Below are 12,283 nucleotides of genomic sequence, written 5' to 3'. Positions count from 1 at the left end.
GATCCGGTCTGGCGCGCCGCCCGGGCGGCGGCGGGAGGGCGGCCCGCGGGCCGCGTCGAGGGCGGCGATCATCGCGGCGGATTGCGGCGGCCGCGGGGCAGCCGCTCGCGGTCCGGTTGTGTCCGTGACGCCGAAGCTTCCGGAACGTGAACGGAGCTTCACTTGCCACGGCCGCGCCGCCATGGTCCTGACATGGGATTGACCCAAGGCGGCGCGGCTCCAGCGGACGACGCTGCCCACGCCCCTCACGGCCTCCCGCTCCCGCGGGCGGCCCCGGAGACCTCCATGCACGGATTGAAGCAGGCGCTGCTGCAGATCTGGCGGCTCACCGTCCCGTACTACACCACCCGGGACATGACGGAGATCCGCCTGTGGCCCCTGCCCGCCGTGCGGCTGCAGGAGCGCTGGGTCGCGCTCACCATGGCCGCCCTGGTCATCGGCATCGAGTTCGCCCAGGTCGCGATCAACGTCCGGCTGTCGTACTTCAACCGCGACTGGTTCAATGCGATCCAGAGCAAGGACGCGGCGGCGTTCTGGTCGCTGCTGTTCTCGGTGTTCTGCCTCTGGGCGTCGATCTACGTCGCCAGCGCGATCATCCAGTACGTGATCCAGTCGTATCTGCGGATCCGCTGGCGGTCGTGGATGACGCGGCACTACGTCGACCGCTGGCTCGGCCGCGACACCCATTACCGCATGGGCCTGACCGGGCTCCAGGCCGACAATCCCGACCAGCGCATCGCCGACGACGTCGACCAGTTCACCCAGACGACCCAGACGCTCGCCATCAGCCTGCTCTCGGCGGTGTCGAACCTCGTCTCGTTCTCGGTGATCCTGTGGAGCATCTCGGCGGCCTTCACGGTGCCGGGGACCGACTGGCACGTGCCGGGCTTCCTGGTCTGGGGCGCGCTGATCTACTCGGCCTTCGTGACGTGGCTGACCCACCGGATCGGCCAGCCGCTGATCCGGCTCAACTTCGAGCAGCAGCGGCGCGAGGCGGATTTCCGCTTCTCCCTCGCGCGCCTGCGCGAATACGGCGAGCAGGTGGCCCTGCTGTCGGGCGGCGGCGCCGAGCGCGGCCTGCTGCGCGACCGCTTCGCCGCCCTGATCGCGAACTTCTACGCCATCGTCGACCGGCGCAAGAAGCTCTCGGCCTTCACGGTCAGCTACCAGCAGCTCAACGTGGTGATCCCCTACGTGCTGGTGGCGCCGTACTACTTCAGCGGCCAGATCGCCCTCGGACAGATGACCCAGACCGCCGGCGCCTTCGCGCGGGTCGAGGGCACGATGTCGTTCTTCATCACCGCCTACGTGACGCTGGCGGACTACAAGGCGCAGGTCGACCGGCTCGTCACCTTCGACGCCTCGATGGAGCGGGCCGAGGCCCTGACCGCGGCGAGCCGGCTCCATGTCGGCCGCGAGGCCGGGGAGGTGCTGCGCATCGCCGGTCTCGGCCTCGACCTGCCCGACGGCCGCCGCATCGCCGCGGTGCCGGACCTGTCCCTGCGCGCCGGCGAGACGACCCTGCTCGCCGGCCCGTCGGGCTCGGGCAAGTCGACGCTGTTCCGGGCGCTCGCCGGAATCTGGCCGTTCGGCGAGGGCGAGGTCACGCTGCCGGCCGACGCCCGGGTGATGCTGCTGCCGCAGCGGCCCTACCTGCCGCAGGGCAGCCTGCGCGCCGCCGCGACCTATCCCGACGCCTCGGGCCGGCACGACGACGCGGCGATCCGCGAGGCTCTGGTGGCGGCGCACCTGCCCCACCTCACCGAGCGTCTCGACGAGGTCGCGCCCTGGGCGCAGTCGCTGTCGCTCGGCGAGCAGCAGCGGCTCGCCATCGCCCGCGCGCTGCTGGAGCGGCCGGACTGGCTCTTCCTCGACGAGGCCACCGCCGCCCTCGACGAGCCGACCGAGGCGGCGCTCTACCGCATCCTGCGCCAGCGCCTGCCCGATACCACCTTGGTTTCGATCGGCCACCGCTCGACCCTCGACGCCTTCCACCAGCGCCGGATCGACATGCGCCGGCGCGAGGACGGCGTGTTCGCTCCGGTCGACACCCGCGAGGCGGTGCCGGCGCAGTAGCGCCGGCCGACCAGTAGTGTGAAATCCAATCGGCTTGAACAAATGTAGGGCGCTATTTTCGAACCTCAGCGGCCAATCACGCAGTCAAATAGATCGGGTCTCGACCCTAACCAGAGAGGTCTAATACGCTTTCGGACTGATCGTCTTGCTATAAGGCAGCAAATGAAATCTCCAACACCTGGCCCACCGTGCAGTCGTTCATGATTTAAACCGTCGCGAAAACTCGATAATCTCGCCACTCTCGAGGTCGAACGACCTAAACGCCCTGGAGTTCTTCGGAACGGCGAGTTGAACGAGTTCGCCAGAGCGAAAGAACCCTGACTCAACACCAGTTATCTGCTCAACCTCCTGTTCGGGAAGCGACAAGCATTCTAGAAGGCCAGACCGTGTATAATATCCTTCACTTAGCAGTGCCTCGACGCCGCGCTTGAACATACGCGGGCGCTCAAGAGGCATGACAGTGCGGTCATCAAATGGCTCACGCAACGCTCCGCGCCAACCTCTTCGCGTCAGATTGCGATATAAAACAGATCTATCTTGATCGTCTATCAGGCCCAGATTATAAGCCCGAAATATCATCGCGCTGATAGACAGCCCCCAACGCTTTTTCAATGATGCAAAATAGTCAAGGGATGGGCTCCTAACTTCCTCGAAGAATGATTTCCTGGGAAACAAGAGCGCACCAGCAAAGCGGTGGGCTTGCTGTTCAATGAGCTTGTGAAGTAAGGGATCGCGTTCTTGCTGCGGTGTGACTTGCGAGTGGAGGACCATATGTCCGAGCTCGTGCGCACAATCGTAGCGCGCTCGCGCGCAGCTTACATCATAGATATTTATTCCTACGAAAGAACGCTTCAGATGGCGCGAATAAAAACAGAAACCATCTTGCTTATCTGAAGGTATTTCCAAATTAACCACTGGAATACCAGCATTTTCTAGCGCAAGCGCGACATCAGGAATGGGATGATTTCCCAACCTCCACTGTTCGCGCACCTGTTCGGCAGCGCATTCGACAATTTCGGGAGTGATTTGACGGGGATCTTCGACCGAAGTGGTTTCTGGTGGCGTGTATACTGGGAACGTGACTTCGTCTTCGAGGAACGCGAAAATTTCGCATAGCCAGCGCATGCGCTGTTCAGTCATATCGCGCGCAGTTTTTGTTTCCGCATTCCGAGAGCGCCAGAACACGAGCCCAATTTTTTCATTCCATGTCGGCTTGAGGAAGAATTCATATGAAAAACCTAAATGACTTGCAATAGCACATAATTTTTCATGTTGAGGTTTATCCAAGCCATCTTCATACCGGCTTATTGCAGTGCCGCTTACCCCGATCAAGTCACCAAGTACTTTCTTGTACATACCTCGCGCGCGTCGCGCCTCGTTAAGGCGAGCTCCTTGAAAAGCCTGAACGCCGATGCTCATCTTTCAGATCTCTTCGAATTCTTGCGCTTTGGATTGATAATCACGTTATCCGGCTGGAGGAGCGAATATTCACTCGGCGCACTCTTCGGCGTCCAATCTTTTCCATTGCGACCGTGCATTGCTAACTCGTAAAGATCGAGCCGATGAACCCATGAACTGTATTCCGCGTCTGGCACAGCAAGCATTACGCCACCCAGCTTTTTGTGATCACGCGTGAATTTCGGTCCAGCCGCCCCATGCAAAAGAACCGAAAGAATACACCCAGCCCATTCACTATCGCGATAATATCCATCACCAAGATCCAGCTCAAGTTGGTTCATTAATCCATATAAATTTGCTAATTTCAGCTTGAAATCAGACACCCTCGGATCGTCGCGAAAACTTAGAACCGGTTCTTGCATCAAGACCAAGCGACCCATTCTTACAAGCAGTTTGTTCTGCCCATTGCAGTCGAGACGACGGATATCATATGGGACGCCGTGCTTTTTGGCGTTTTCTAGAAGGGCATCTATAGCGCACGTGCCGCGTCGATGGCCGAATTGTTCATGCCGCATGGCGTCGTTGATAGCGTTGTTGTCGGCCAACTCCTGGTAGAGCCGATCATACCCCCAAGCGAGGGATTTCAATGCTGCCTCCATATACTCGGGGTTGAGATCACCCCGCAGGATCTGGTCGGTCCGTTCGCGCGTCAGAGACACAGGATCCTCAGGTAGGCTAACCACTCAAGCATGATGTCGTTTCTCATATAAAAAGTCAAGCGTGATGGCACAATGCCGCTGTTGGCGTGCCACGTGGCGTTGTGTTCAAGCTCCTAGGCTCTCAGGAACCATGCCCACGAATAAGGATGAAGATGAGGGTCCTGCGATTTTATCGCGCACAACAGCATCGCAAACCTAACCCTGCGACGGCAGGTCGAGGACGAGGGCGCACGATCCGCTATCTGCCCTAAACAACCCTTCGACCGGTCAAACCGATCCGATCTGCTCCCTACCGCAACAGCGTGATCGCCACCGGCACCAGGATCGCGGTCAGCAGGGCGTTGAGCCCCATGGCGATGCCCGCGAAGGTGCCGGCGACCTCGCTGACCTGGAACGCCCGGGCGGTGCCGATGCCGTGGGCGGCGAGCCCCGCGGCGAAGCCCCGCGCGCGCCAGTCGCGAATGCCGAGGAGGTTCAGCAGCGGTGTCACCAGGATCGCCCCGATGATCCCGGTGAGGATCACCAGTACGGCGGTCAGCGCCGGGTCGCCGCCGAGCGCCCCGCTGATGCCCATGGCGACGCTCGCGGTGACCGACTTCGGCGCCAGCGAGACCAGGATGCCCTCCGGCACGCCGAACAGCCGCGCGGTCGCCATGGCGGTGCCGAGCGCGACGGTCGAGCCGACGAGCAGGGCCACCAGCATCGGCACCAGCACCCGCATCACCGTGACCCGGTGCTCGTAGAGCGGGATCGCCAGCGCGACGGTGGCGGGCCCGAGAAGGAAGTGCACGAATTGCGCGCCCTCGAAATAGACCGGGTAGGCGGTGCCGGTGGCCCACAGCACGAGGCCGATCATCCAGATCGCGTGCAGCACCGGGTTGGCGAGGGGATGGCGGCCGGTGGCGGCCGAGACCCGGTCGGCGATCACGTAGGCGAGCAGCGTCACCGTCAGCCACAGCAGCGGGCTGCGCGACAGGAAGACCCAGACCGCGAACTCGTTCGTCATCGGCCGGTCCCCGGGGGTTTCGCGGTCGCCTTCGCGGTCCAGCGTGCGACCCAGGTGAAGGTCAGCACCGTGGCGGCGAGCGCCGCCGCCGTGGAGACCACCAGGGTGACGGCGAGCGCGACCCCGTGCGCCGCCAGCACGTCGAGCCGCCCGACCACGCCGACGCCGGCCGGCACGAACAGCAGCGAGAGATGGGCCAGCAGGCCCTTGCCGGTGCTCTCCAGGGTGCCGTCGACGAGGGGCGGCGGCAGGCCGCCCGGCCGGCGGTCGCGCAGGACCAGCACGACGAGCAGCAGCGCCATCCCGATCACCGGACCCGGCAGCGGCAGGGCGAGGCCCCGCGCCAGGATCTCCCCGACGAGTTGGCACAGCAGCAGGAGGGTCAGGCTGACGATCATGGCGGCGGGCGGCTCGTGGGGGTGGCGGGCGAGGGTCGCGGGCGTCAGCGCCCCGGATCGCCGAGCCAGTGGTCGAGGAAGGCGTCGAGCCAGCGCATCACCGAGGGATCGTGCATCAGCCGGCCCTCGGCCTGGCGCACGCGGTCCTGGGCGCCCGGCAGCTTCAGGCGCTCGGCCGCCCGCACGGTCCAGCGGCACATCATCGCGTGCGTGACCTCGGGGTGGAACTGGAAGCCGAACGCCGCCGGCCCGACCCGGATCGCCTGGGTCGGGAAGTCGTCGCCGGTGGCGAGCGTGGTCGCGCCCGCCGGGCAGGTGAAGCCCTCGCGGTGCCAGTGATAGACGTGCGACGGCCACGGCTGGCCGATCTCGGCCGCGAAGGCGGTGCCGGCCTCGGTCGGCAGCAGCGGGTAGTAGCCGATCTCCGCCCGCCCCTCCGGATGCGGACGCACCGTCGCCCCGAGGCCCTTGGCGAGCATCTGCGCCCCGAGGCAGAGGCCGAGGAACGGCGCGCCCTCGCGCAGGGGCACGTCGATCCAGTCGATCTCGGTGCGCACGAAGTCGTCGGGATCGTTGGCGCTCATCGGACCGCCGAAGATCACCGCGCCGGCATGGTCGCGCAACGTGTCGGGCAGCGCCTCGCCGAAGCGCGGGCGGCGGATGTCGAGGGGGTGGCCGCGCTCCAGGAACAGGCGGCCGAGCCGGCCGGGGGTCGAGGCCTCCTGGTGGAGGACGATCAGCACCGGCTTGCCGATCGCGGCCGCGTCCTCCCGTCTCACGGCGCCGCTCCCTGCGGCGCCTGCGCCGCGAGGGCGATCGCCCGGGACGCCGCGATCGCCGCGTCGTCGAAGCCGAGGAGCTGGCCGAGCCGCCAGACCAGATCGTCCTCGAACTCGTGCACCGTGCCGTCGGCGGCGGCGATGGCCCAGGCCATGCCGAGCAGGCCGAGCCGCTCCGCCTCCGGGGCGTCGCGCCCGACCCGCGCCACGAGGTCGGCGAAGTCCCGCGTCTCGTCGTCGACCGCGATCGCCCGCCCGATCAGCGCGAGGGCCTCCGCCGGCGACGCGGCGAGCCCGCCGCCGTGCAGCAGGCGGGCGAGCCGCTCGTGCTCGACCGGCGCCAGCGACCCGTCGACCCGGGCGACGTGCACGAGCAGCGCGGCGGCGGCGATGGCGGGGCCGGCCAAGTCGGGGGCGGCCGCCGCGGGGGCACCGAACCAGTCGGCGGCGGAGGCGAGGAGGCGGGCGATGAGGGGCATGGGATCGGGGCGGTTCGACCACCCAAGGTCGGTCTCCGGCCCCCCTTCGTCAACCGCCGCCCGCGCCTTGGCCGCCGGCGCCGGACGCACGGCTCGCCTGCCGACCCGCGCCGCCGCGCGGCCCGATGGGCGGCTTGTCGCGCGGGCTGCCAGCGCCTAAGAGCGCGGGCCCCGGTCCGGCACAGGAGAACCCGATGCGTCCCTCGAAGCGCGCACCCGACGAGCTGCGCAAGGTCACGCTGGAGCGGAGCGTGTCGCGCCATGCCGAAGGGTCGTGCCTCGTGACGTTCGGCGAGACCCGGGTCCTGTGCACCGCCTCGCTGGAGGAGCGCGGCCCGTCCTGGCTGCGCGGATCGGGCCGCGGCTGGGTCACCGCCGAGTACGCGATGCTCCCGCGCGCCACCCACGAGCGCAACCGCCGCGAGGTCAATGCCGGCAAGCCCTCCGGGCGCACCCAGGAGATCCAGCGCCTGATCGGCCGGTCGCTGCGCGCGGTGGTCAATCTGCCGGCGATCGGCGAGCGGCAGATCGTGGTCGATTGCGACGTGCTCCAGGCCGATGGCGGCACCCGCACCGCCGCGATCACCGGCGCCTGGGTCGCCCTGCACGAGTGCTTCGCCTGGATGCGCGGCCGCTCGATCATCTCGGTCGATCCGATGCGCGACCACGTCGCGGCGGTGTCGTGCGGCATCCACAAGGGCACGCCGGTGCTCGACCTCGACTACGACGAGGATTCCGGCGCCGAGACCGACGCCAACTTCGTCATCACCGGCTCGGGCGGGATCGTCGAGGTCCAGGGCACCGCCGAGGTGAAGCCGTTCACCGAGGAGGAATTCCTCGGGCTGCTGCGCCTCGCCAAGGCCGGGGTCGCCGACCTCGTCGCCCTCCAGAAGCAGGCCGTGGGCTGACCAGCCCGACGACGTATCTCAGGGAGACTTCCCGATGGCCCGGCTCCTCACCGGCAAGGTGGTGATCGCGACCCACAACAGCGGCAAGCTCGTCGAGATGCGCGAATTGCTGGCGCCGTTCGGCGTCGAGGCGGTGTCGGCCGGGGAGCTGAACCTGCCGGAGCCGGAGGAGACCGGCACGATGTTCGCCGAGAACGCGGCGATCAAGGCGCGGGCGGCGGCCTCCGCCACCGGCCTGCCGGCCTTCGCCGACGATTCGGGCCTGTGCGTCAACGCGCTCGACGGGGCGCCGGGCCTGTTCTCGGCCCGCTGGTCGGGCGGCTCGAAGGATTTCGCCGGGGCGATGGCCCGGATCGAGCGCGAACTCGCCGCCCGCGGCGCCACCGACCGGCGCTCGCATTTCGTCTCGGCCCTGGTCCTGGCCTGGCCGGACGGGCACGAGGAGCTGTTCGAGGGGCGGGTCTTCGGCGAACTGGTCTGGCCGCCGCGGGGCGAGCGCGGCTTCGGCTACGATCCGATGTTCAAGCCGGACGAGACCGCGCTCACGTTCGGCGAACTCGGCGCCCAGGAGAAGCACGGCATCGACTGGGAGGCGGGCCGGGCGCTGTCGCATCGGGCGCGCGCCTTCCTGAGCCTCGCCGCCGCCTGCCTGCGGCGCCCGTGATACGGTTCTCGGACGAGTCCGTTCCGAAAACCGCATCACGGGCCCGCGCGGCGCCGAGCCAAGCCGAATTTCGCGTCGCGAACACGACTGCGACGCCGTCGCCGAGCGATCGACCGGAAGTCGTTCGACGGGTGTGGCGGGGGCGTGGCCGCCCCCGCGCCGGGATCACGCGATGGTGAGGGCGACGTCGACGTTGCCGCGGGTGGCGTTGGAGTACGGGCACACCTGATGCGCCTTCTCCACCAGCGTCTCGGCGGTGGCGCGGTCGAGGGCCGGCAGCGAGATCGTCAGGCTGGCGGTGATGCCGAAGCCGCCCTCCGAGCGCGGGCCGATGCCGACCGTCGCGGTGACCGTGGCGTCGGCCGGAACCTTGATCTTCTCCTGGCCGCCGACGAACTTCATCGCACCGAGGAAGCAGGCCGAGTATCCGGCGGCGAAGAGCTGCTCGGGATTGTTGCCGGGGCCCCCGGCGCCGCCGAGTTCCTTCGGGGTGGCCAGCGCCACGTCGAGGGAGCCGTCCTGGGTCTTCGCGCGGCCGTCGCGGCCTCCGGTGGCGGTGGCCTCGGTGGTGTACTTCACGTCGACGGACATCGGATCCCTCCGTGGTTGGTGCGGCCGGGCCGTCCGGGCCCGCTCGCGATATTCGATAGCCAAAAATCAGATTGCGCGCAACTTGAAATCTCCCCGTCGATGTCGGACACCACGACGGCGCTGCGGCGGGGCCGCCGCCCCGATCGCAGTCCTCAGGAGGGACGAGCATGCCGGAGCCCGGTCCGGAGCGGGAGATGCCGCCCACCTGCGAGGCGGACGGCCCCCTGACACTGGCGAACCAGATCTGCTTTGCCGTCTACTCGGCGGCGCACGCCTTCAACCGGGTCTACAAGCCGCTCCTCGACGGGCTCGGCCTGACCTATCCGCAATATCTGGTGCTGCTTCTGCTGTGGGAAGAGGACCGGCAGACGATGAAGGCGCTGGGGCAGCGGCTCTACCTCGATTCCGGAACGCTGACGCCGTTGCTGAAGCGGCTGGAGGGCACGGGCCTGATCCAGCGTGCCCGCGACGCGGCCGACGAACGGTTGATGCGGATCAGCCTCACCGAGGCCGGCCGCGACCTGCGCCAGCGGGCGCTGCCGTTCCCGGGCGAGGTCGTCTGCGCGGCCGGTCAGCCGCCCGAAAGACTGGCCGCCCTGCGCGACGAGATCGTCGCGTTGCGGGATGCGTTGCACGTCACGGTGGCGGAGCGGGACTGACTGGAAACCGGCTCCAAGTATCTGATTTCAAGATTGGATTTTTGGAGCGCGGAATCCCCTCTCAGAGCCTGTTTGAGTCTCGATCTAAATAACAAGCTCCCCCTTTCCCGGACGACTGGAACGCAGTGGAAGGAGATCCGGGATCCAGTACAACAAGTCGCGAAGCGTCCATACTCAGCGACAGTGCTGTCAGACTGAGCCGCTTCGCGGCACATCTGACGTCTGGATCCCGGATCTCCTTCCGCTATCGCTTCAGTCGTCCGGGAGAGGGGTGCTTCGCGCGATAAATACGATGGACCATCGCTCAAACAGGCTCTCCCACTCGGGAAAGGGGATCCCGCGCTCGAAATCATGCTCCTGGATCAAGTGTTTGGAGCCGGTTTCCATGTCGGGAGCGTCTGCGTCTCCGATCGATCCGGCGGTGACGGTCGCGCGGCCGAGCCGGCACCGGAATCCAGCTCGGCCGCCACGGCGACCGTCCCGGCCGCAGCGGAGGGAGGGCCGGGGCGGCCGTTCGACCGGTCCTACGATGTCCGCATCGCGACAGCGACGTCGCTCATGCGCGTGGAGCCTCCGGCTCCAGCGCGGGCTGACGACACCATGTCCGGAACTCGAATTTCCGAAATTAAGCGAGAGGCTTGGCGGAAATTCGAGAGCAGAACCAAAGGTCGTTGTCAACGACCGTTGGTATCATGGGTTTCCGATTGATTGGTTCGCAATGCGGAAACCGGCTTCGCTCAAGTGCCGCGCGGGTTGATGATACGATTTTTCGGAACTGATCGTCCGAAAATCGTATCAGCCCCGCGCCCGGACCACCGCCAGCGGCACCACCGGCCACGCCGGCCGCGGATCGACCTCGCCCGGATTCAGGGTGCGCGGCGCGATGCTGTCGCAGATCTCGCGCTGGCGCACGATCACCGCCCCCGTCTCGTCGTACCGGCGCACGAGCCCGCCCTCGCGGCAGCCGCCGGCGATCTCGGCGCTACTGCCGTTGCGCCGGCCCCACGGGTTGCGGCGCACCGGCGGGTGCTCGACGGTCAGCGCCCCGTCGCGCTCCAGCGAGCGCTCGATGTAGGTGGTCTCGTCGACCGGCAGGCCGCCGGCGAGGGCCGGCGCGGCGGCGAGGGGCAGCAGCGCGATCAGGAGGGCGGGGGTGGTGCGTCGCATCGGCGGGCGGTCCGTTCGAGGGCGTGTGCGGTGTTCCAACAGCTTAGCAGCGGAATGGTTGGCCGGCGGCGTGCAAAAAATCCGGCCCGCGCGATTGTGGAGCGGTGTGTCTCCCGGGCGCGTCCTTGACAGGCCGGGGCCCCGCGTGGTCCGAACGCCCCGGGCTCGACGGCACCGCTTGCGGCGGCGCCCGGCAGCGGAACGGTGAGAGGCGTGCGGGACAGCATGCGACGGTTCGGACGACGCCTGCGGGCCGGCCTGTTCGGCACCCTGGCGGTTCTGGCGAGCGCGCCCGCTCTCGCGCAGGGCGCGGTGAAGCAGACCTTCGACGACTGGCAGATGCGCTGCGAGACGCCGGCCGGCGCCAAGTCGGAGCAATGCGCCCTGGTGCAGTACGTGGCGGCCGAGGACCGGCCGAACCTCACCCTCGTGGTGATCGTGCTGAAGACGGCGGACAACCGCGGCACCCTGCTGCGGGTGGTGGCGCCCCTCGGCATCCTGCTGCCGTCCGGCCTGGGCCTCAAGATCGACCAGAACGACGTCGGCCGCACCGCCTTCGTGCGCTGCCTCTCGACCGGCTGCGTCGCCGAGGTGGTGATGGACGACAAGCTGATCGGCCAGCTCAAGGCCGGCCAGCAGGCGACCTTCATCGTGTTCCAGACCCCCGAGGAGGGGGTCGGCATCCCGCTGTCGCTCAAGGGCTTCGGCCCCGGGGTCGACAGCCTGCAATGACGGAGGGACGGGGACGGTGACCGCTGGATCACGAACGGCGGGCCGGGTCGGGCTTGTGGTCGCGGCCCTGGTCCTGGCTCCGGGCGCCCGGGCGCAGACGCCGCCCGCCGACGACGGCAACCCGTTCATGAACATGCTGCGCTACGGCGGCACCACCAAGCCGCCGGAGGCGCCCGCATCCACCGAGGACGTGGCCTACTGCCCGGTCCCGGAGATCGCCGAGGGCGGCTCGGCGATCCAGTCCCAGGGCGGCGGCGGGGTGAGGAGCCAGATCGCGATCGCGCAGGTCAGCCGGTCCTGCACGCCCGGCCCCGGCGGCACCATCCTGGTCCGGGTCGGCGTGCAGGGGCGGGCCCTGCTCGGACCGGGCGGCTCGCCCGGGCGGTTCGACGCGCCGGTCACGGTCTCGATCAAGCGCGGCACCGAGATCGTCACCCGCCGGACCCAGCGCGCCGCGGCGACGATCCCGCCCGGTCAGGCGAGCGGGACCTTCACGGTGGTCGAGGACGGGCTGTCGGTGCCGGCCGCCTACGCCACCGAGTTCGACATCGAGGTCGGCCTCGGCGGGGCGGCCACCAAGCCGGCCCGCGCCCCGCGCCGCAAGCCCGCGGCGCCGCCGGCCGAACAGCCCGGGTGAGGACCCGCCTCGGGGTCGTCCCGCATGGGGACGACCCGGACTTCTCCCGCCGGCTCGTCCTCGATCCGCC

General features: G+C 67.9%; 14 protein-coding genes. 6 read left to right on the top strand and 8 right to left on the bottom strand.

Annotated elements, in window-relative coordinates:
* Nucleotides 1–285: 285 nt before the first annotated feature.
* Nucleotides 286–2,076 carry an ABC transporter ATP-binding protein/permease gene (locus EOE48_RS00250; protein WP_127726771.1) on the top strand — a complete coding sequence of 597 codons (1,791 nt, stop codon included), beginning with the start codon at nt 286–288 and terminating at the stop codon, nt 2,074–2,076.
* Nucleotides 2,077–2,274: 198 nt separating this feature from the next.
* On the opposite strand, the gene EOE48_RS00245 is transcribed toward EOE48_RS00250, so the two are convergent.
* The 6 genes from EOE48_RS00245 to EOE48_RS00220 all read right to left on the bottom strand — a co-directional run bounded on the left by EOE48_RS00245 (nt 2,275) and on the right by EOE48_RS00220 (nt 6,855).
* Complete coding sequence (locus tag EOE48_RS00245; RefSeq protein ID WP_127726770.1) at nt 2,275–3,495, bottom strand: helix-turn-helix domain-containing protein; 1,221 nt, start codon at nt 3,493–3,495, stop codon at nt 2,275–2,277.
* Nucleotides 3,492–4,193, bottom strand: coding sequence for a hypothetical protein (locus EOE48_RS00240; RefSeq protein ID WP_127726769.1), 702 nt, complete (start codon nt 4,191–4,193; stop codon nt 3,492–3,494). The genes EOE48_RS00245 and EOE48_RS00240 overlap by 4 nt, the downstream gene beginning before the upstream one ends.
* Before the next feature lie 289 nt (nt 4,194–4,482).
* Nucleotides 4,483–5,199, bottom strand: coding sequence for an LrgB family protein (locus tag EOE48_RS00235; protein ID WP_127726768.1), 717 nt, complete (start codon nt 5,197–5,199; stop codon nt 4,483–4,485).
* Nucleotides 5,196–5,597: a CidA/LrgA family protein gene (locus tag EOE48_RS00230; RefSeq protein ID WP_127726767.1), complete on the bottom strand. Its 402-nt coding sequence runs from the start codon at nt 5,595–5,597 to the stop codon at nt 5,196–5,198. The genes EOE48_RS00235 and EOE48_RS00230 overlap by 4 nt, the downstream gene beginning before the upstream one ends.
* Nucleotides 5,598–5,641: 44 nt before the next feature.
* Complete coding sequence (locus tag EOE48_RS00225; RefSeq protein WP_127726766.1) at nt 5,642–6,376, bottom strand: glutamine amidotransferase; 735 nt, start codon at nt 6,374–6,376, stop codon at nt 5,642–5,644.
* Nucleotides 6,373–6,855 (bottom strand): tellurite resistance TerB family protein, encoded by a 483-nt coding sequence (locus tag EOE48_RS00220; RefSeq protein WP_127726765.1) that lies wholly within the window; start codon nt 6,853–6,855, stop codon nt 6,373–6,375. The genes EOE48_RS00225 and EOE48_RS00220 overlap by 4 nt, the downstream gene beginning before the upstream one ends.
* A gap of 194 nt (nt 6,856–7,049) precedes the next feature.
* Between EOE48_RS00220 and rph the strand changes: the two genes are divergently transcribed.
* Complete coding sequence (rph, locus tag EOE48_RS00215) at nt 7,050–7,763, top strand: ribonuclease PH (protein ID WP_127726764.1); 714 nt, start codon at nt 7,050–7,052, stop codon at nt 7,761–7,763.
* 34 nt (nt 7,764–7,797) lie between these two features.
* Nucleotides 7,798–8,427, top strand: a complete 630-nt coding sequence (gene rdgB, locus EOE48_RS00210; protein ID WP_127726763.1) for an RdgB/HAM1 family non-canonical purine NTP pyrophosphatase — start codon at nt 7,798–7,800, stop codon at nt 8,425–8,427.
* 165 nt (nt 8,428–8,592) lie between these two features.
* On the opposite strand, the gene EOE48_RS00205 is transcribed toward rdgB, so the two are convergent.
* Entirely contained in the window at nt 8,593–9,018 is a 426-nt protein-coding gene (locus tag EOE48_RS00205; RefSeq protein WP_127726762.1) for an organic hydroperoxide resistance protein, read from the bottom strand.
* Between the two features lie 167 nt (nt 9,019–9,185).
* Between EOE48_RS00205 and EOE48_RS00200 the strand changes: the two genes are divergently transcribed.
* On the top strand, nt 9,186–9,677 hold the full coding sequence (locus EOE48_RS00200) for a MarR family winged helix-turn-helix transcriptional regulator (protein WP_425463607.1): 492 nt from the start codon (nt 9,186–9,188) through the stop codon (nt 9,675–9,677).
* A 795-nt stretch (nt 9,678–10,472) separates the two neighbouring features.
* Here EOE48_RS00200 and EOE48_RS00195 read toward each other — a convergent pair.
* Nucleotides 10,473–10,844 carry a hypothetical protein gene (locus tag EOE48_RS00195; protein WP_127726760.1) on the bottom strand — a complete coding sequence of 124 codons (372 nt, stop codon included), beginning with the start codon at nt 10,842–10,844 and terminating at the stop codon, nt 10,473–10,475.
* A gap of 225 nt (nt 10,845–11,069) precedes the next feature.
* On the opposite strand from EOE48_RS00195, the gene EOE48_RS00190 reads away from it, so the two are divergent.
* Both EOE48_RS00190 and EOE48_RS00185 read left to right on the top strand, forming a co-directional pair.
* Entirely contained in the window at nt 11,070–11,576 is a 507-nt protein-coding gene (locus tag EOE48_RS00190; protein WP_127726759.1) for an invasion associated locus B family protein, read from the top strand.
* A gap of 16 nt (nt 11,577–11,592) precedes the next feature.
* Entirely contained in the window at nt 11,593–12,213 is a 621-nt protein-coding gene (locus EOE48_RS00185; protein WP_127726758.1) for a hypothetical protein, read from the top strand.
* The last annotated feature ends 70 nt before the right edge of the window (nt 12,214–12,283 follow it).

The organism is Methylobacterium oryzihabitans, assembly GCF_004004555.2.
GTDB classification, from domain to species: Bacteria; Pseudomonadota; Alphaproteobacteria; order Rhizobiales; family Beijerinckiaceae; genus Methylobacterium; species Methylobacterium oryzihabitans.
This window is presented reverse-complemented; position numbering and strand designations above follow the sequence as displayed.

What these genes read in the sequence shown, in the direction of transcription:
- EOE48_RS00190 (WP_127726759.1), top strand. Translation starts at nt 11,070, where the DNA reads ATGCGACGGTTCGGACGACGCCTGCGGGCCGGCCTGTTCGGCACCCTG.
- EOE48_RS00220 (WP_127726765.1), bottom strand. Translation starts at nt 6,855, where the DNA reads ATGCCCCTCATCGCCCGCCTCCTCGCCTCCGCCGCCGACTGGTTCGGT.
- EOE48_RS00245 (WP_127726770.1), bottom strand. Translation starts at nt 3,495, where the DNA reads ATGAGCATCGGCGTTCAGGCTTTTCAAGGAGCTCGCCTTAACGAGGCG.
- EOE48_RS00250 (WP_127726771.1), top strand. Translation starts at nt 286, where the DNA reads ATGCACGGATTGAAGCAGGCGCTGCTGCAGATCTGGCGGCTCACCGTC.
- EOE48_RS00195 (WP_127726760.1), bottom strand. Translation starts at nt 10,844, where the DNA reads ATGCGACGCACCACCCCCGCCCTCCTGATCGCGCTGCTGCCCCTCGCC.
- EOE48_RS00235 (WP_127726768.1), bottom strand. Translation starts at nt 5,199, where the DNA reads ATGACGAACGAGTTCGCGGTCTGGGTCTTCCTGTCGCGCAGCCCGCTG.
- EOE48_RS00205 (WP_127726762.1), bottom strand. Translation starts at nt 9,018, where the DNA reads ATGTCCGTCGACGTGAAGTACACCACCGAGGCCACCGCCACCGGAGGC.
- EOE48_RS00230 (WP_127726767.1), bottom strand. Translation starts at nt 5,597, where the DNA reads ATGATCGTCAGCCTGACCCTCCTGCTGCTGTGCCAACTCGTCGGGGAG.
- rdgB (WP_127726763.1), top strand. Translation starts at nt 7,798, where the DNA reads ATGGCCCGGCTCCTCACCGGCAAGGTGGTGATCGCGACCCACAACAGC.
- EOE48_RS00200 (WP_425463607.1), top strand. Translation starts at nt 9,186, where the DNA reads ATGCCGGAGCCCGGTCCGGAGCGGGAGATGCCGCCCACCTGCGAGGCG.
- rph (WP_127726764.1), top strand. Translation starts at nt 7,050, where the DNA reads ATGCGTCCCTCGAAGCGCGCACCCGACGAGCTGCGCAAGGTCACGCTG.